The sequence below is a fragment of the Pseudomonas sp. FG43 genome, assembly GCF_057809175.1.
Window position 1 is genome coordinate 85,759 of sequence record NZ_JBMDJL010000020.1, and the last position, 17,082, is coordinate 102,840.

At 57.8% G+C, this 17,082-nt stretch carries 18 protein-coding genes; 11 read left to right on the forward strand and 7 right to left on the reverse strand.

Annotated elements, in window-relative coordinates:
• Nucleotides 1-32 precede the first annotated feature (32 nt).
• A complete protein-coding gene (locus tag ACODS3_RS20940) occupies nt 33-518 on the forward strand; it encodes an RDD family protein (RefSeq protein WP_201018100.1) in 486 nt (161 codons plus the stop codon).
• Between the two features lie 51 nt (nt 519-569).
• Here ACODS3_RS20940 and lptG read toward each other — a convergent pair whose 3' ends face one another.
• Nucleotides 570-1,631: an LPS export ABC transporter permease LptG gene (gene lptG, locus ACODS3_RS20945; RefSeq protein ID WP_201006012.1), complete on the reverse strand. Its 1,062-nt coding sequence runs from the start codon at nt 1,629-1,631 to the stop codon at nt 570-572.
• Nucleotides 1,624-2,745, reverse strand: coding sequence for an LPS export ABC transporter permease LptF (gene lptF, locus ACODS3_RS20950; RefSeq protein ID WP_489036083.1), 1,122 nt, complete (start codon nt 2,743-2,745; stop codon nt 1,624-1,626). Before lptF ends, lptG begins: the two co-directional genes overlap by 8 nt.
• A gap of 327 nt (nt 2,746-3,072) precedes the next feature.
• Between lptF and ACODS3_RS20955 the strand changes: the two genes are divergently transcribed.
• The 5 genes from ACODS3_RS20955 to rlmF all read left to right on the forward strand — a co-directional run bounded on the left by ACODS3_RS20955 (nt 3,073) and on the right by rlmF (nt 9,671).
• Nucleotides 3,073-4,563 carry a leucyl aminopeptidase gene (locus ACODS3_RS20955; RefSeq protein WP_489036085.1) on the forward strand — a complete coding sequence of 497 codons (1,491 nt, stop codon included), beginning with the start codon at nt 3,073-3,075 and terminating at the stop codon, nt 4,561-4,563.
• A 56-nt stretch (nt 4,564-4,619) separates the two neighbouring features.
• A complete protein-coding gene (locus ACODS3_RS20960; protein WP_201006018.1) occupies nt 4,620-5,048 on the forward strand; it encodes a DNA polymerase III subunit chi in 429 nt (142 codons plus the stop codon).
• A gap of 7 nt (nt 5,049-5,055) precedes the next feature.
• Nucleotides 5,056-5,511 (forward strand): DNA polymerase III subunit chi, encoded by a 456-nt coding sequence (locus ACODS3_RS20965; RefSeq protein ID WP_201018059.1) that lies wholly within the window; start codon nt 5,056-5,058, stop codon nt 5,509-5,511.
• 167 nt (nt 5,512-5,678) lie between these two features.
• On the forward strand, nt 5,679-8,525 hold the full coding sequence (locus ACODS3_RS20970) for a valine--tRNA ligase (protein WP_489036088.1): 2,847 nt from the start codon (nt 5,679-5,681) through the stop codon (nt 8,523-8,525).
• Nucleotides 8,526-8,702: 177 nt separating this feature from the next.
• Complete coding sequence (gene rlmF / locus ACODS3_RS20975; RefSeq protein ID WP_489036090.1) at nt 8,703-9,671, forward strand: 23S rRNA (adenine(1618)-N(6))-methyltransferase RlmF; 969 nt, start codon at nt 8,703-8,705, stop codon at nt 9,669-9,671.
• A 79-nt stretch (nt 9,672-9,750) separates the two neighbouring features.
• Here rlmF and ACODS3_RS20980 read toward each other — a convergent pair whose 3' ends face one another.
• The gene (locus ACODS3_RS20980; protein ID WP_020304671.1) at nt 9,751-10,032 is read right to left on the reverse strand and encodes an HU family DNA-binding protein; all 282 of its coding nucleotides are present in this window, start codon (nt 10,030-10,032) and stop codon (nt 9,751-9,753) included.
• Nucleotides 10,033-10,424: 392 nt separating this feature from the next.
• Between ACODS3_RS20980 and yejK the strand changes: the two genes are divergently transcribed.
• Both yejK and ACODS3_RS20990 read left to right on the forward strand, forming a co-directional pair.
• Complete coding sequence (gene yejK, locus ACODS3_RS20985) at nt 10,425-11,426, forward strand: nucleoid-associated protein YejK (RefSeq protein WP_489036093.1); 1,002 nt, start codon at nt 10,425-10,427, stop codon at nt 11,424-11,426.
• A 5-nt stretch (nt 11,427-11,431) separates the two neighbouring features.
• Nucleotides 11,432-11,782 (forward strand): glutaredoxin family protein, encoded by a 351-nt coding sequence (locus ACODS3_RS20990; protein WP_489036095.1) that lies wholly within the window; start codon nt 11,432-11,434, stop codon nt 11,780-11,782.
• A 76-nt stretch (nt 11,783-11,858) separates the two neighbouring features.
• On the opposite strand, the gene ACODS3_RS20995 is transcribed toward ACODS3_RS20990, so the two are convergent.
• The 4 genes from ACODS3_RS20995 to ACODS3_RS21010 form a co-directional block, all read right to left on the reverse strand.
• Entirely contained in the window at nt 11,859-12,794 is a 936-nt protein-coding gene (locus ACODS3_RS20995) for a glutathione S-transferase family protein (protein ID WP_489036097.1), read from the reverse strand.
• Nucleotides 12,795-12,859: 65 nt separating this feature from the next.
• Entirely contained in the window at nt 12,860-13,195 is a 336-nt protein-coding gene (locus ACODS3_RS21000) for a GIY-YIG nuclease family protein (protein WP_489036099.1), read from the reverse strand.
• A complete protein-coding gene (locus ACODS3_RS21005) occupies nt 13,188-13,679 on the reverse strand; it encodes a nuclear transport factor 2 family protein (RefSeq protein ID WP_463531439.1) in 492 nt (163 codons plus the stop codon). The genes ACODS3_RS21000 and ACODS3_RS21005 overlap by 8 nt, the downstream gene beginning before the upstream one ends.
• A gap of 121 nt (nt 13,680-13,800) precedes the next feature.
• Nucleotides 13,801-15,027, reverse strand: a complete 1,227-nt coding sequence (locus ACODS3_RS21010; protein ID WP_489036101.1) for a CynX/NimT family MFS transporter — start codon at nt 15,025-15,027, stop codon at nt 13,801-13,803.
• Between the two features lie 208 nt (nt 15,028-15,235).
• Between ACODS3_RS21010 and ACODS3_RS21015 the strand changes: the two genes are divergently transcribed.
• The 3 genes from ACODS3_RS21015 to ACODS3_RS21025 are packed head-to-tail and all read left to right on the forward strand — an operon-like array spanning nt 15,236 to nt 17,002.
• Nucleotides 15,236-15,721, forward strand: coding sequence for an Hcp family type VI secretion system effector (locus tag ACODS3_RS21015; RefSeq protein WP_095067134.1), 486 nt, complete (start codon nt 15,236-15,238; stop codon nt 15,719-15,721).
• On the forward strand, nt 15,703-16,443 hold the full coding sequence (locus tag ACODS3_RS21020; protein ID WP_256590405.1) for a DUF4225 domain-containing protein: 741 nt from the start codon (nt 15,703-15,705) through the stop codon (nt 16,441-16,443). The genes ACODS3_RS21015 and ACODS3_RS21020 overlap by 19 nt, the downstream gene beginning before the upstream one ends.
• Nucleotides 16,436-17,002, forward strand: a complete 567-nt coding sequence (locus tag ACODS3_RS21025; RefSeq protein WP_095067136.1) for a hypothetical protein — start codon at nt 16,436-16,438, stop codon at nt 17,000-17,002. Before ACODS3_RS21020 ends, ACODS3_RS21025 begins: the two co-directional genes overlap by 8 nt.
• The last annotated feature ends 80 nt before the right edge of the window (nt 17,003-17,082 follow it).

Here is a 17,082-nt window from a genome sequence, read left to right on the forward strand (position 1 = left end):
ATGCGGTCTTTACCGTGATCGAGAACTTCGCGATGCCCAAACACCTGCTTCGACCGCAAGGCGATTTCGCGCCCGCCAGCCTCGCTCGACGCCTGGCCGCCATCTGTTACGACGCCCTCCTCTGCTTCGCCCTGCAACTGGTTACCGCATTCATCTACAAGCTGGTGCTGATGGCTTTCATCGGTGAAGCCAGACTGCGCGCCCTGACCGAATCCGGTTCACTGGATGGCGACCCCTTGCTCTCCTCCATTCTCCTGCTTGCCACCTTCGGCTTCTTCGCCAAATTCTGGACCCATGGCGGCCAGACACTGGGCATGCAGGTATGGGGCATTCGCGTACAGAACGCCGACGGCACCGCCATCAGCCTGATGCAGGCACTGCTGCGCTTTATCGTCTCTATCGCTTCATGGCTGTGCGTAGGGCTGGGCTTTATCTGGAGCCTGTTCGACAAGCAACAGCGTACCTGGCACGACATGTATTCCAACACCCGATTGGTGCGGGTGCCCAAACAGAAGTAAGCGCCCATGAAAAAGCCGACTCACGTCGGCTTTTTCGATTCAGGGAGTCGCTTATCCGGCGCGGCGCAACAACAGCACACCCGCAAGAGCACAAGCAGCTGCCGGCACCAGCACCGCGAACAGCGGCGAGAAACCGAACACCAGACTCGACGGGCCAAGCAGGTCCTGGATGATGCGGAAGGTAAAGCCGACCAGCACACCGGTGAACACACGCTGCCCCAGGGTCACCGAACGCAGCGGACCGAAGATGAACGAGATCGCCATCAGCACCAGCGCCACAGTCACCAGCGGCTGCAGGACCTTGGTCCAGAAAGCCAGCCAGTAACGGCCATTGCTCAAGCCTTGCTCTGCCAGATAGTGCGCGTAGCTCCAGAGCCCGGAAATCGACAGCGATTCAGGAGGCATGATGACCGTGCTCAACAGTTGCGGGCTGAGGGACACTTCCCAGCGCTCGACCGGGGTCTTGATGACTTCGGTGCTGCCATCACGGAAATACGTGGTAGAGACGTCTTTGAGCTCCCAGTAATCCGTCATGTAGTTGGCTTGTCTGGCGAAGCTTGAGGTCAGCATATGGTGCTGCTCATCGAAGCGATAACGTGTCACGCCGTACATCAACCCGTTGGGCTGAACCGTGTTGATGTGGATGAACTCGTCACCCTGACGGTGCCACAAACCATGCTTGGCACTCTGCGAGTCGCCGCTGCCCTGAGCCAGCGAACGGGCGGCCTGCGCCTGGTTTTCCGCGTAGGGCGCAACATACTCGCCCACCAGAACACCCGCAGCCATCAGGAACAGCATGGGTTTCATGACCGCCCAGACGATGCGCGCAATGGACACGCCGGCTGCGCGCATGATGGTCAGTTCACTGCTGCTGGCCAGCGTGCCCAGACCGATCAGGCAACCGATCAGGGCCGCCATCGGCAGCATGTCGTACACCCGCCGCGGAGCAGTCATGAGAACGAAACTGCCAGCGTCCATCAGGGTGTAGCTGTCGCTGATATCACCCATCTCGTCGATGAAGGCGAACAGCGAAGCAAGGCCCAGAATGATCCCCAATACCGCCAGGATCGCCAGAAATACACTCTTGCCAATATATCGGTCGAGCTTAACCACGAGCCACCTCCGCTACGCTACGGCGACTCGCCATTTTCAGCCGCAATGGCTCCCAGTAAATCAACGCCAGACCCACCAGCAGGAAAATCCCGTGGACCCACCACATGCCAAGGCCGATCGGCAGCTTGCCTTTCTCCAGGGCACCGCGCACGGCAATCAGGATTGTCAGGTAGGACATGTAAAGCAGAATCGCCGGCAGCAGTTTCAGATAACGCCCCTGACGCGGATTGACCCGCGCCAGCGGCACTGCCATCAAGGTCACGATGAAGACCAGGATCGGCAGCGAGATACGCCACTGCAATTCGGCCCGGTAGCGCGGCGTGTCGTTGCCGATCAGCTCACTGGTGGGAATGGCTTCGCGGTCGGTGATTTCCTCGCTGATTTCCGGCTTGGGCAGCATCGCGCCATAGATGTCGTACTTGATCGCACGGTAATCGGCCTCGCCTGGATTACCGTCGTAGCGATAGCCGTTTTCCAGAATCAGGAAACGGCTGCCATCGGCACGCACTTCCTGGTGCCCCTTGTCGGCCACCAATACCGTGATGCTCGGCTCCTTGGTCGTGTCGGCGGGAACACGCCGCTCGGAAATGAACACACCACTCAGATTGGTGCGGTCTTCTGACAGCTCCTGGGTGTAAGTGACCCGTGTGCCGTCGCGCAACGCCTGAAAACGTCCTGGCACCAGGGTGTCGAACTCGGTCATCGCATCCTGCTTGTTGATCAGCAGCGAGAACTGGGTTGCACCTTGCGGCGCGAGGCTGAAGCTCAGCCAGGCAACCAGCAGTGCCACAACGGCTGCCGGTGCCATGGTGATCGCGAGCAGACGCTGCTGGCTCATGCCGGTAGCGGCGAGCACGGTCATTTCACTTTCCAGGTACAGACGGCCATACGCCAGCAGAATACCGAGGAACAGACCCAGCGGCAGGATCAGTTGCAGGAAGCCCGGCAGGCGAAACCCCATGATCATGAAGAGCACGCCCGGATCGAGCGCACCCGACGCAGCCTGGGCCAGATACTTGATGAAACGCCCGCTCATGATGATCACCAGCAATACGGCGCTTACCGCGCTCAAGGTGATCAGCACTTCTCGGGACAGATAACGGAAGACAATCAAACCAGACACTCCAGAGTTGTCAGGCTCAGGCAGCCAAACAAGAAAAAATGAGCCACGGCAACCAGACATTCACACCCGGCAAAGGTGCGAGCCGCCAAAAAATATGCGGCATTATCCTGTGATTGGGTGTTCCTGTCACTGCGCGGTCTGGATAGATCTCACAACAACTTCCTACACAGACCGTAGAAGCGGTTTTTCGGGGTTGTCAGCGGCTGCAAAGCGGGGTCAAACTGCAAGGCTTGACGCTGGCACCGGCTGCAAAAGGCCTCGATTTGCCGCACACATCATTCATTTTGCGAAAGCTCGCAGTCTATTCGGGGACCCGACATGGAATTGGTTGTTAAAAGCGTAAGCCCAGAAACCTTGAAGACCGCCACCCTGGTGGTTGCAGTGGGCGAAAATCGCGTTCTGAGCGCTGCTGCTCAAAGCGTAGACGCGCTAAGCGGCGGCGCCATTGCCGCCGTTCTCAAACGCGGGGATCTGGCAGGCAAGGTTGGCCAGAGCCTGTTGCTGCACAGCCTGCCCAACCTCAAGGCCGAGCGCGTCCTGCTGGTAGGGATCGGCAAGGAAACCGAACTGTCGGATCGTCAATTCAAGAAAGTCATCGCCAGCGTGCTCTCGACCCTCAAGGGGCTGGGCGGCAGCGATGCAGCCATCGCGCTGGATCAGGTAGCGGTGAAGAATCGCGACACTTACGGCAAGGCTCGCCTGCTGGTCGAAACCCTGGCTGACGGCGAATACGTGTTCGACCGCTTCAAGAGCCAGAAAGCCGAACCTCGCGCCCTGAAGAAAATCACCCTGCTGACCGCCAAGGCCAGTGTTGCCGATGTCGAGCGCGCAGCGACCCACGCCCAGGCCATCGCCAAAGGCATGGCTTTCACCCGCGACCTGGGCAACCTGCCGCCGAACATCTGTCACCCGGTTTACCTGGGCGAAGAAGCCAAGGCACTGGGCAAGGCTCACAAGAATCTGAAAGTCGAAGTCCACGACGAGAAGAAACTGGCAGAACTGGGCATGGGTTCTTTCCTGGCCGTCGCACAAGGCAGCGCCCAGCCTCCACGCCTGATCGTCATGAACTATCAGGGCGGCAAGAAGAGCGAAAAACCTTTCGTGCTGGTCGGTAAAGGCATCACCTTCGACACCGGCGGCATCAGCATCAAGCCGGCCGCTGGCATGGACGAGATGAAGTTCGACATGTGCGGTGCCGCCAGCGTATTCGGCACCCTGCGCGCCGTGCTTGAACTACAACTGCCGATCAATCTGGTTTGCATCCTGGCCTGCGCCGAGAACATGCCAAGCGGCACCGCAACCCGTCCGGGCGATATCGTCAAGACCATGAGCGGCCAGACCGTCGAGATCCTCAACACCGACGCCGAAGGCCGTCTGGTACTGTGCGATGCCCTGACCTACGCCGAGCGCTTCAAGCCGCAGGCGGTCATCGATATCGCGACCCTGACCGGCGCTTGCGTGGTTGCACTGGGCGGCCACACTTCCGGCCTGCTGGGCAACAACGACGTGCTGATCAATCAACTGCTGGACGCTGGCAAACTGGCCGATGACCGTGCCTGGCAACTGCCGTTGTTCGACGAGTATCAGGAGCAACTGGACAGCCCGTTCGCGGACATCGCCAACATCGGCGGCCCGAAAGGCGGCACCATCACCGCAGCCTGCTTCCTGTCGCGCTTCGCCAAGGCCTATGACTGGGCGCACCTGGACATCGCCGGCACGGCATGGCTGAGCGGTGGCAAGGACAAAGGCGCAACCGGTCGTCCGGTTCCGCTGCTGACCCAATACCTGCTGGATCGCGCTGGCGCATAAGATGCCTTGCGACGTATCGGCTTGGCGGTCGATACGTCGCTTGCACAGGAACAGAAATGACTCAAGTCGACTTTTACATTCTCCCCAGCGCCGATCCTGCGGCACGCCTGGACTTCGCCTGCAAGCTGACGGAAAAAGCCTGGCGCCTGGGCCACAAGGTTTATCTGCATTGCAGCGACAACGCCCAGCGCGAAGACCTCGATGCCCGGCTCTGGCGCTTCAAGGGTGAAGTCTTCCTGCCTCATGGCGAGGCCGAAAGCGATCACGACGCACCGGTAGTACTGGGGCTTGGTGACGATCCCGGGCAACATCAGGACCTGCTGGTCAACCTCGACCTGCGCATCCCGGCCTTCTTCAAGCGCTTCGCCCGTGTGGCCGAAGTGGTCGTGGAAGAGCCTGCAATACGTCTGGCGGCACGAGAGAGTTTCCGCTCCTACCGCGAACAGGGTTATCCTCCGCAAGATCACCGACTACAGCGTCTTTGAGTACACGATGGATACTTCAAAAAAAGCTGAACCTGCGCTCCTGCTGGACGACCTTGAATCGATCCGCCAACTGCTCGGCGATGACAACCTGCAACCGCCCTTGCTGACCGACACGGTTCACCGCGAAGGCCAGATCCCGTTGCTGTTCGATGTGGTCGGCACAAAACCCGACATGACACTGGAAATGGATTTCGACAATCCGGACATTCCGACTCTGCTGCCCGATACGCCCGTACAACACCCCGTACAACAAGCGGCAGAGCCCCAGCCAGCCCCTGAACCCGAAACCCGCCCGAATCCCGATGCCCTGCTGCATCTGGACACCGAACTACGGGCTGCGGCGCAGTTGATCATGCAAGACGTGATCGACGACTTTGCCCCGCATATCGAGACGGAGATAAAGCGGCGGCTTGAGGCGAGGCTGGAGAGGCTTGTAGCCTCAACCAAAAGCGGGAAGGTCTGAAGCTACAAGTTGCAAGCTTTAAGCTGCAAGAAAAAGCTCATGGCTTTCCGCTTAGTAGCTTGTAGCTTGTAGCTTCCAACCTGCCGCTTACCACTTGTAGCCTGCAACCTCCCCCCGGTCTATACTTGTCGGCTTTTCTGAATCAATGCCACAGGGTCCCGCCGCGCATGGACAAGACTTACCAGCCGCACGCCATCGAAACTTCCTGGTACCAGACCTGGGAGTCCGAAAACTATTTCGCTCCGCAGGGCGCGGGGGACTCCTACACCATCATGATCCCGCCGCCGAACGTGACCGGCAGCCTGCACATGGGTCATGGTTTCAACAATGCGATCATGGATGCTCTGATCCGTTTCCGTCGCATGCAGGGCCGCAATACTCTGTGGCAGCCGGGCACCGACCATGCGGGTATCGCCACGCAAATGCTGGTTGAACGCCGCATCGAGGCTCAGGGCCTGAATCGTCACGATCTGGGCCGCGAGAAATTTCTGGAAAAGATCTGGGAATGGAAGGATGAGTCCGGCGGCAACATCAGCCGTCAGATCCGCCGCCTGGGTTCGTCCGTGGACTGGAGCCGCGAGCGTTTCACCATGGACGACGGCATGTCCGCCGCCGTACAGGAAGCCTTCGTGCGCCTGCATGAAGACGGCCTGATCTATCGCGGCAAGCGTCTGGTCAACTGGGACACCAAGCTGCACACCGCGATTTCCGATCTGGAAGTGGAAAACCACGACGAGAAAGGTCACCTGTGGAACCTGCGCTACCCGCTGGCCGACGGCGCGAAAACCGCTGAAGGCCTGGATTACCTGATCGTTGCCACCACTCGTCCTGAAACCATGCTGGGTGATGCCGCTGTCGCGGTAAACCCTGAAGACGAACGCTACAAGGCGCTGATCGGCAAATTCGTAGAGCTGCCACTGATTGGCCGCCGCATTCCGATCATTGCAGACGACTATTGCGACCCTGAATTCGGCACCGGCTGCGTGAAAATCACCCCGGCCCACGACTTCAACGACTATGAAGTCGGCAAGCGCCACAACCTGCCGCTGCTGAACATCTTCGACAAGAACGCTTCGGTGCTGCCTGCCGCTCAGGTGTTCAACCTCGACGGCACGCTCAACGAATCCGTCGACGGCCGCCTGCCTGCCGAATACGCCGGCCTGGACCGCTTCGAGGCGCGCAAGCAGATCGTCGCCGCATTCGATGCCGCCGGCCTGCTGGTCAGCGTCGATGACCACGCCCTGAAAGTCCCGAAAGGCGACCGTTCCGGCACCATCATCGAGCCATGGCTGACCGACCAGTGGTACGTTTCCACCAAGCCACTGGCTGAACCTGCCATTGCCGCAGTGGAAGACGGCCGCATCGCCTTCGTGCCCAAGCAGTACGAAAACATGTACTTCTCGTGGATGCGCGACATTCAGGACTGGTGCATCAGCCGTCAGCTCTGGTGGGGCCACCGCATTCCGGCCTGGTACGACGAGTCCGGCAAGGTCTACGTCGGTCGCGACGAAGCCGAAGTGCGCGCCAAGCACAACCTGGGGCCGGACGTTGCGCTGCAACAGGACAACGACGTACTCGATACCTGGTTCAGCTCGGGCCTGTGGACCTTCTCCACACTGGGCTGGCCGGAAAAGACCAAGGCACTGGAAACCTTCCACTCCACCGACGTGCTGGTCACCGGTTTCGACATCATTTTCTTCTGGGTCGCCCGGATGATCATGCTCACCATGCATCTGGTGAAAAACGAGGACGGCACGCCGCAAGTGCCGTTCAAGACTGTCTATGTGCATGGTCTGGTGCGTGATGGTCAGGGCCAGAAAATGTCCAAGTCCAAGGGCAACGTCCTGGACCCGCTGGATATCGTCGACGGTATCGACCTGGAAACCCTGGTGCAGAAACGCACCAGCGGCCTGATGCAGCCACAACTGGCCAAGAAGATCGAAAAGCAGACCCGTCAGGAATTCGCCGACGGCATCGCCAGCTACGGCACCGACGCCCTGCGCTTCACCTTCTGCTCGCTGGCCTCTACCGGTCGCGACATCAAGTTCGACATGGGCCGCGTGGAAGGCTATCGCAACTTCTGCAACAAGATCTGGAACGCAGCGCGCTACGTGCTGGACAAGGGCGAAGACTGCGGCCAGAACGGCGAAGAAGTCGAGCTGTCGCTGGCGGATCGCTGGATCATCTCGCAACTGCAACGCACCGAAGCCGAAGTGACCCGCCAACTGGATCAGTTCCGCTTCGACCTCGCGGCACAAGCGCTGTACGAGTTCATCTGGAACCAGTACTGCGACTGGTACCTGGAGCTGTCCAAGCCCGTGCTCTGGGACGAAAACGCACCGATCGAACGTCAGCGCGGCACACGCCGCACGCTGGTTCGCGTGCTGGAAGTCGCGTTGCGTCTGGCGCACCCGTTCATGCCGTTCATCACCGAAGAAATCTGGCAGCGCCTTGCGCCGCTGGCCGGCATCAACGGCAAGACCATCATGCTGCAGGCGTGGCCGGTGGCCAACGAAACACGCATCGACCCGGCTGCCGAAGACGATATCGAATGGCTCAAGGGCCTGATGCTGGCGGTGCGTAACATCCGTGGCGAAATGAACATTGGTCCGGGCAAACCGCTGCAACTGTTCCTCAAGAACGTCAATGCCGAAGACCAGCGCCGCCTGAGCGAGAACGACTACCTGCTCAAGAAACTGGCCAAGCTCGAATCCATCACCGTACTGGCTGAAGGTGCAGAAGCACCGCTGTCCGCGACCGGTCTGGTGGGCGAGATGGAAGTGCTGGTGCCAATGGCCGGCCTGATCGACAAGGGTGCCGAGCTGGCGCGTCTGGACAAGGAAATCCAGCGTCTGCAAGGCGAAGTCCAGCGCCTGGGCGGCAAGCTGTCCAACGCAGCGTTCGTCGACAAGGCACCGCCTGAAGTCATCGCCAAGGAACGCGCCAAGCTGACCGAATCCGAACAGGCCCTGAGCAAGCTGGCAGAGCAACACGCACGTATCGCCAGTTTGTAAGCGGTTACAGCCCTATTTGTCGCGCAGCAAACAGGTGTAGGAGCGGATTTATCCGCGAGACGTCATTGAAGGTTATACATTTCTTCAGATATACCTCTCGCGAATAAATTCGCTCCTACGGAAATTTGCAGCGCGCTCCTACGGGGCGCAGCATTCGCATCTTCAGAACGACTCCCCATGACCACGCCAGACAAACCCAAACCTCCCCGCAAGAAGCCCCAGCGTCCTGCCAGGCCCGCAGAACCTCGCGAGAAGGCCACACTGCACCCGCGCAATCGCCATCAGGGTCGCTACGACTTTCCCAAGCTGATCAAAAGCAGCCCGGAACTGGCCGAGTTCGTGATCCTCAACCCCTATGGGAAGGAAAGCATCGACTTCGCCAACCCTCTGGCCGTGCGGGTCTTCAACCGGGCACTGCTCAAGGCGCTGTATGGCATTGCCCATTGGGATATTCCGGCAGACTATCTGTGCCCGCCGATTCCGGGGCGTGCGGATTACCTGCATTTTCTCGCCGACCTGCTGGCCAGCGAGAACAATGGCGAGATTCCACGCGGCGCCTCGATCAAGGCGCTGGACATCGGCACCGGTGCCAACTGCATCTATCCGCTGCTGGGCCATAGCGACTACGGCTGGCATTTCGTGGGCTCGGATATCGACAGCACTGCCATCGCGGCGGCCACGACCATCATCAAGGCCAACGGCTTGAGCAAGGCCATCAGCGTGCGTCAGCAGACCAATCGCAAGCACATTCTGCTGGGCCTGCTCGACAGCAGTGAACGCTTCGAGGTGAGCCTGTGCAACCCGCCCTTCCACGCCTCGCTGGAGGAGGCGCAGCGCGGCAGTCAGCGTAAATGGCGCGCACTGGGCAAGGCCGACCCCAAACGCAAGCTGCCGGTGCTCAATTTCGGCGGGCAATCCCAGGAATTATGGTGCGAAGGTGGCGAGATCGGTTTCGTGACCCAACTGATTCACGAAAGCTCCCAGGTGCCTGAACAAGTGCGCTGGTTCAGTACACTGGTTTCCAAAGCCTCGAACCTGCCTGCAATCCAGGCCGCCCTGACAAGAGCCGGAGCGCTACAGAGCCGGGTCGTGGAAATGGGCCAGGGCCAGAAGCAGAGCCGTTTCGTGGCCTGGACCTTCATGTAGAAGCGAATTCATTCGCTACAGAATCAAAAAAGCCGTGCCCGGTTATCCGGCGCACGGCTTTTTTACAGCAAGCGTGAGCTTACTTGTTGATCGAGTCGTTCAGCACTTTGGCCGGTACGAACTTGATGACTTTCTTGGCAGCGATTTCGATGGCAGCGCCAGTCGAAGGGTTGCGGCCGGTGCGAGCTGGACGCTCAGCAACTTTCAGCTTGCCAATGCCTGGCAGAGTGATTTCAACGCCGTTTTCCAGTTGGTCGGCAACAATCTGGCCCAACTGCTCAAGAGCATTACGCGCGGTGGTTTTTGGCGCGTCGATAGCTTCAGCGATATCGGCGATCAATTGGTCTTTGGTAAGAGCCATGGTGGTGTTCCTTCCCTATCAAATTCATTTGGATTGCAGAACGCAACGTCGGCCAAAGGCCGGGCAATGAACCAGGCTCCCGCTGGCAGCCACGATTAATCGCGAAATGTAGATACTGAAACCGGGTTTTGGTTCGGCCTACACGTAAACGATCTGCATGCTTGGCGCGCTAGAGTGCGCAAGACCGCGCAAAACTAGCACAGAGCCGGGCAAATATCCGCCCTTACCTATCCTTTTGGTCAGCTTTAAGTCGTAATAGAACAAAAATTGATCACAAAACACCCTACAGAGTGGAAAACAGGGCTCTGCAAGGCCATTTGTCGCGGGCGTGCGTTACACTTGCTGCCTTGCAACGAGCTGCCTGCTCTTCATCACCATCAGCCGAGATATCCATGCCGATCCGTCATTGCATCGTCCACCTGATCGACAAGAAACCCGACGGTACGCCCGCAGTTCTCCACGCTCGCGACTCCGAACTCGCTGAGTCCCAGGCCATCGAGAACATGCTCGCGGACCTCAACGAGAGCTATAACGCCAAACAGGGCAAGGCCTGGGGACTGTTCCATGCCGAATCCGGCGCACACCCTTTCAGCGGCTGGCTGAAAGAGTATCTGGATGGCGCAAACGACTTCACGGCGTTCTCTCGTGTGTCGGTGGAGCACCTGCAGAAGCTGATGGAAGAATCCAACCTGTCGGTGGGCGGTCATGTGCTGTTTGCGCATTACCAGCAAGGCATGACCGATTACCTGGCCATCGCCCTGCTGCACCACAGCGAAGGCGTGGCCGTGAATGACGAGCTGGACGTTACACCGTCGCGGCATCTGGACCTGGGCCAGTTGCACCTGGCTGCCCGGATCAATATCTCGGAATGGCAGAACAACAAGCAGTCCAAGCAGTACATCTCCTTCATCAAGGGCAAGAACGGCAAGAAAGTCTCGGAGTACTTCCGCGACTTCATCGGCTGCCAGGAAGGTGTCGACGGCCCCGGCGAGACCCGCACCCTGCTCAAGGCGTTCAGCGACTTCGTGGAAAGCGAAGACCTGCCGGAAGAGTCGGCACGGGAGAAAACCAAGACCCTGGTGGATTACGCCAGCAGCCAGAGCAAACTGGGTGAGCCCATGGGCCTGGAAGAACTCTCCGAACTGATCGACGAAGACCGCCCGCGTGCGTTCTACGATCACATCCGCAACAAGGATTACGGCCTGTCTCCAGAAATCCCGGCAGACAAGCGCACCCTGAACCAGTTCCGCCGCTTTACGGGCCGCGCAGAAGGCCTGTCGATCAGCTTCGAGGCGCACCTGCTGGGTGACAAGATCGAATATGACGAACAGGCCGACACCCTGATCATCAAGGGCCTGCCCACTCAGCTCACCGATCAGTTGAAACGGCGATAACCGCGATGCTGCTGCGTACCCTCAAGAAGTTCGCGCTGATCATGCTGGTGGTCGTGGTCTATCAGAACTGGGGCAAGATCGAGAACCTGTTCAACCCGCAACCCGCCAGCGTTGCGCAGAGCTACAGCCAGGCAAAGGTCGTGATGTATGCGACCGAATGGTGCGGCTACTGCAAACAGACACGACGCTTTCTGGACAGCAAGGGCATCGCGTTCACTGAGTACGACATCGAGAAGTCAGCAGAAGGCCGCAAGGCCTATGAAGCCCTCGGTGGACGCGGTATCCCGTTGCTGGACGTCAACGGGACGCTGATTCGCGGCTTTTCGCCAGACACCATATTGGCGGCGCTGAAGTAGGAGCAATCGGGCGGCGCTCCGCTTATTCGCGAAAATGATCTTCGCGGATAAATCCGCTCCTACCTGAGCATTTAATTCACGACCGCTTTTCGATCCGGAACCCCAGGCGTGGGAAATGCACATGCACCAGGCCTGCACGCGGGTCTTCACGGCGCAGGATCAGCTCTTCGCGGCCACTAAACAGCAACTCGCCTTCCACTTCATCCACGCCGTAATCAATGGCTGAGATCGCCACCCGATCACCGGCCTTGAAGCCGTTCGGGTCGACAAACGCCTCATCGGGCAATGCCGCAGGCGTGGCGTCGGCGGCGATTTGCACTGCATCGACAGCAGAGAGGTCGTTATGCGCGCCATGACCGAAGCCCAGCACACGACCAAGCCAGGCCGAAACCGTCGGGTAGTCGTCTACCAGCGGCGCAGTCACGGGGGTCTGTTTGAGGAACCAGAGGGTGTGGGCCACGGAAAAGTCGGCAATCGAAGGCTCGCCAAACAGGAAGTCGCCATTGCGCTCCAGTTGCTGCTCCAGACGTGCCATCAGGGTTGGCCATTGATGCTGCGCCTGTTCCAGCTGCAGGCGTGATGCGCTTCCACCATCGAACAAGGTTGCCCGGTCTGCAACGAAGGCCTTGACCGCTTCGGGAGGCACCTTGGCGAAGCGGACCGCCAGCGAGGCGGGCTGGAATACCAGGCTGACCGCATGCATGAACAGCACCGAATCGCCCCAGGCAGCAAGACCGGCAACCGTAAACTCGTAGCCTTCGGGGTAGAAGGTCGGGGAAATCTTTTCCTGCTCCAGACGACGTGCGATCAATGCGGTGTCGCAGTAGATATCCGCACCTACCTGCAGAACCGGCGTCTTGCGATAACCACCGGTAAGGGCCGTCAGATCAGGTTTTGGCATGATGGGCGGGATCGTCACCGACCGCCACGAGAGCCCCTTGAAGCCGAGCATCAGGCGGGCCTTTTCGGCAAACAGCGATGCAGGGTAATGATGAAGAATCAGCTCTGACATGCTTTGGCCTCTTGGGCGCTGGGAAAGCAACAGCTTACCCCCCTGCACCCGGGCAGCCTACAGGATCAGGCTGATGACAAGGCATCACGCAGAGTGATCGGAGAACCCGCATAGCTTGCCGCCAGTACTTCCTTGGCGCTCTTGCGCAGCTTCTTGATCAGGCGCTCCTGGCGCAAAGCCTCGCCCTTGCTGTCCCAGACCTCGACGTAGACCAGCGCAAGTGCCGGGCTGGAGTGGAAGAAGCGTGCGCCCTTGCCCCGCTGGTGATCGGCAAAGCGTCGATAAGGATCGTCACTGATGCCGCAATACAACGAACCATTGGCCGCACGCACCAGATAGACAAACCAGGGTTTGCCCACAGGTGCTGCGACATCGGTAACGGCATTCACAACGTCAGGCATGGCGTTTTTCTGTAAACACTTTGAGGCCCTTGTGAGCCTGTGCGCGAATCGCGTTCTGCACCAGCGGCGTCCAGCCCAGCAGCAGGCCCTTGGTGCCCAGCGCCTGACGCGACCAGCTCCACAGATCGAAGTTGTCATGGTGCTCAGTGATCTTGCCATCATGGAAGACAAACCGGGCCTGGATGTTATTGACCACTGTACGGCCAGTCTGGCTGAACAGGTAAGTGGCCACCCAATGCGCGCCGCCACTGCGCTCATCGGCGCGGACATTGTCGAAAACCACCGAGAAGTCCTGGGCGCGCGAGGTCAGCATGCGCCACATATCACCGGCCTGCCTGCCACGCAGCTCACCGAATACCGGGTCGCTGAATAGCACATCATCGCTGTAACAGGCCGCCATTCCTTCGGCATCCAGACGGGCAAAAGCCTCGTAGAAGCGGGTAATCAATGCGCTATTGGCTTGGCTTGTTTGTTCGTTGCTCATGCATGCAGGTCCGTTTGGAAGCAAAAGATGATGCACGATAAGCGGCAACTCGACACTTTGCCATCATCATTCGCAGGATAAATGTTGTTCGCGAATGAATTCGCTTCCACACAGCGCAGATTCAAACCTTCTCGCTGACGACATTCACATGCAACGCCCGTCCTGCACCCAGCCCGGCCACAATGGCTCCAAACCCCAATGCAGCAAAGATCCAGCCAATCGAATCCCAGCTTCCCGTCACATCATGCACCACGCCCACCGCCAGCGGGCCTATGGAAGCAATGGTGTAACCAATCCCTTGAGCCATGCCCGACAGGTTGGAAGCCACATGGGAGTCACGCGAACGCAGCACGATCAGCGCCAGTGCCAGACTGAACGTACCGCCCTGCCCCAGCCCCAGCAGAATGGCCCAGCCCCAGAGCCCTTCCAGCGGCGCATACAGGCAACCGAACAATCCCCCCAGAGTCATCAGCATGACAAGCACAATGGACAGACGCTGATCCTTGCCCCGTGTCGCCAGCCATGGCGCACTCAAGGCACTGATCAACTGCACAATGATCGAGCCGGACAACAACAGACCCGCCTGGGTCGGAGTCATGCCGCGGTCGATCAGCACCGAAGGCAACCAGCCGAAGACGATGTAGGCCAGAGAGGATTGCAGGCCCATATACAGCGTGACCTGCCAGGCCAGCGGATCACGCAGCAGACCACGCACGCGATACGCCACCTGATGATTAGCATGCAGCTCGCGAGCCTGGGGCAACCAGACCAGTGCGGCCAGTACCGCCGGGATCATCCAGAACCCCAGACCGACACTCCAGCGATCATCGAAATACTGGGTCAAAGGCACCGTCAAGCCGGCAGCAATCGCGGCCCCAAGGCACAGCGCCATGGTATAGACGCCGGTCATCGCACCGGCCTGCCGGGGGAAGTCGCGTTTGACGATACCTGGCAACAACACACCAATGATACCGATGCTCGCCCCGGCCAACAGGCTCCCGGCGAACAACCCGACCTCACCGAAATGGCTACGCAGCAGGATGCCCGCCGCCAATAACAGCAGAATCCCCAACACCACCCGCTCGCTGCCGAAACGTCTTGCGAGTCGTGGCGCCAATGGCGCGAACAAACCCAGGCACAACACTGGCAAAGTCGTCAAAAGCCCGGCCCTGGCCGCCGACAACCCAAGGCTGTCGGAAACCGCATTGAGCAATGGCGCAACGCTGGAGAGCGCGGGCCGCAGATTCAGGGCAACCAGCACCAGGCCAAGCAATAACAGCCATGGGCGTTTGAGGGTGGAAGTGTGCTGGATTGAGGTCGTGCTCGCCTGAGGCGCCTTGGTCGTCATGAGTCTCTCGTGGGCAGGATGTGTTACAGCGCATTGCGCAAAGGGGGTGCATCCTGTTGGAGAACCTTGCCGAATACAAGTTCGCTCTGAATATCCACAAAAATGCGCGGCCCCACTGACCACAAAGCGTCGTAATTTTCAGAAACGCCCTACAGCCTGTTTGATGCCATATTAATAAGATGATTGCCTACCTTCAGGACGATTATGTATGGCACATCACGGTTACATGACAATCACTGGTAAAAATCAAGGCTTCATCTCGGCAGGTTGCTCTACGCAGGAATCCATCGGTAATAAATGCCAGGATGGGCATGCGGATGAAATCATGGTGCTTTCGTTCAGCCACAACATGAACAATATCGGAGGCATCCGACACGCCACGCATCATCCTGTTGTCATCACGAAGAACATTGATAAATCTTCTCCTCTATTAGCTCAGGCGCTAGCTAATAGAGAAGAGCTCAACTGCAAAATCGATTTCTTCCGCAACTCCGCTCAGGGAAAACTGGAAAAATTTTACACCGTCGAATTAATAGCAGGCATGGTCGCAGACCTGAGCGTAGATATTCCCCACTCAATCCGGCAGAACGACAGCGTCCCCTTGGAACATATCGCCATTCGTTATCGCGATATCATCTGGACACACCATAAGGCCGGTACCATTGGCTACGCTTCATGGATAGAAAAGGAATGAGGGAGCAAGGCCGTGGCGATAAAACAATCAATAGAAGCAATAAATTCCAGGAAGTCAGCCAAGCTGCCTCTTATCTGGCTGGCCACGCTTGCACAATCAGTGCTAGACACATAAGAGACGGCACACTGCGTATTCAATTCAACAGGGAGGTTGCTTACTACGCAAGAGAGATTGTCAGGGATGTTGACCAAGGTCGCAAAAGTGCCGATGAAGGACTGAAAGCGCTCAAGGAAGAGCAAATCAGCCTAAGCAAGCAATCACTCACGATTGCACAACAAAGCATTGGACTTGTTGCAGGAGGATTACAGATTACAGGTGGCGCAGCCATGTGTGGGGGGACATTCGGGCTGGGCTGCGGATTGGGTGTCCTGATGGCTACTCATGGCGCGAACAATGTCTATGAAAACGGGCGTAATTTATGGGAAGGCAGATCAGATACGCAGGGTTACGTCAGAAAGACCTATCAAGGTATTTCCAAGTTTTTTGGAGGCAGTGAATTTGAGGGCAATATGGCGTATGGCGGTGCGGATATAGCTTTATCACTCTACGGGGCATCTAGACTTATTCCAAAACCAGACGCATGGAGACTATTCAGATACTTGAGATCCGACAAGGAGAGGGCCTACAAACAAGCTTCCGCAACATCATTAGTGATTGATGCTGCATCAGATGCAGTAACAATGAGCAGCATGTGGAATGACTGGAATAAAGAAAATGAATGATCTCGCCTATCAATCCATCATCATTTCACTCTGCATCCTGTTCTTCCTTCCCTCTCTATGGGCCAAATCCAGATGGAGTGGTGATGGTTACTCCGGCGATAGATTCTTGATCGCATTTATCTATAATTTTATTTTTTCAGCTCTCCATTGGCAGTTGGTACAAACGACTGAGGTACCTTTTTCAGGGACACCAGCGAGCCCTTTGCTGCAATGGTTCTCTATTTTCATGGCAGTGGCACACATTATTTCACTCCCCAGAGAATCCCTGCCTAAACGCTGGTTTTCAAGAAAGGCTTCATTACCCATTTCTTTTAATCCGCAATATAGCTACACACTAAAAAGCCCTATCACAGACTTCTTATCACCCTTATTTAGCCTCTTGATACCGAGCATTTGTTGTGCAACATTTTATTCCGGGCTTATTTGTCTGGCACTCATAGAATTTATTGACGTCGATATTTTCTATCGAAAGATCATCTTCGGAACGCTTTGGATTATCCTGTTCGGTATATTTTTATACGGGCTGCACGCTGAAAGAAAAAAACGCGGTTACCTCTAGTCCGCTCCTCCTTTTGCCTGCGATAAAAATCGCAGCGCATAAAAAACCCGGACACAAGGTCCGGGTTTTTCATGCAGCGT

Coding starts and splice junctions, on each gene's coding strand:
- ACODS3_RS21010 (WP_489036101.1), bottom strand. CDS start 15,027: ATGACGACCAAGGCGCCTCAGGCGAGCACGACCTCAATCCAGCACACT.
- ACODS3_RS21015 (WP_095067134.1), top strand. CDS start 15,236: ATGGCACATCACGGTTACATGACAATCACTGGTAAAAATCAAGGCTTC.
- ACODS3_RS20970 (WP_489036088.1), top strand. CDS start 5,679: ATGGACAAGACTTACCAGCCGCACGCCATCGAAACTTCCTGGTACCAG.
- ACODS3_RS20990 (WP_489036095.1), top strand. CDS start 11,432: ATGCTGCTGCGTACCCTCAAGAAGTTCGCGCTGATCATGCTGGTGGTC.
- rlmF (WP_489036090.1), top strand. CDS start 8,703: ATGACCACGCCAGACAAACCCAAACCTCCCCGCAAGAAGCCCCAGCGT.
- ACODS3_RS21025 (WP_095067136.1), top strand. CDS start 16,436: ATGAATGATCTCGCCTATCAATCCATCATCATTTCACTCTGCATCCTG.
- ACODS3_RS20980 (WP_020304671.1), bottom strand. CDS start 10,032: ATGGCTCTTACCAAAGACCAATTGATCGCCGATATCGCTGAAGCTATC.
- ACODS3_RS20995 (WP_489036097.1), bottom strand. CDS start 12,794: ATGTCAGAGCTGATTCTTCATCATTACCCTGCATCGCTGTTTGCCGAA.
- ACODS3_RS21020 (WP_256590405.1), top strand. CDS start 15,703: ATGGATAGAAAAGGAATGAGGGAGCAAGGCCGTGGCGATAAAACAATC.
- yejK (WP_489036093.1), top strand. CDS start 10,425: ATGCCGATCCGTCATTGCATCGTCCACCTGATCGACAAGAAACCCGAC.
- ACODS3_RS21000 (WP_489036099.1), bottom strand. CDS start 13,195: ATGCCTGACGTTGTGAATGCCGTTACCGATGTCGCAGCACCTGTGGGC.
- ACODS3_RS20955 (WP_489036085.1), top strand. CDS start 3,073: ATGGAATTGGTTGTTAAAAGCGTAAGCCCAGAAACCTTGAAGACCGCC.
- ACODS3_RS20965 (WP_201018059.1), top strand. CDS start 5,056: ATGGATACTTCAAAAAAAGCTGAACCTGCGCTCCTGCTGGACGACCTT.
- ACODS3_RS20940 (WP_201018100.1), top strand. CDS start 33: ATGCCCAAACACCTGCTTCGACCGCAAGGCGATTTCGCGCCCGCCAGC.
- ACODS3_RS20960 (WP_201006018.1), top strand. CDS start 4,620: ATGACTCAAGTCGACTTTTACATTCTCCCCAGCGCCGATCCTGCGGCA.
- ACODS3_RS21005 (WP_463531439.1), bottom strand. CDS start 13,679: ATGAGCAACGAACAAACAAGCCAAGCCAATAGCGCATTGATTACCCGC.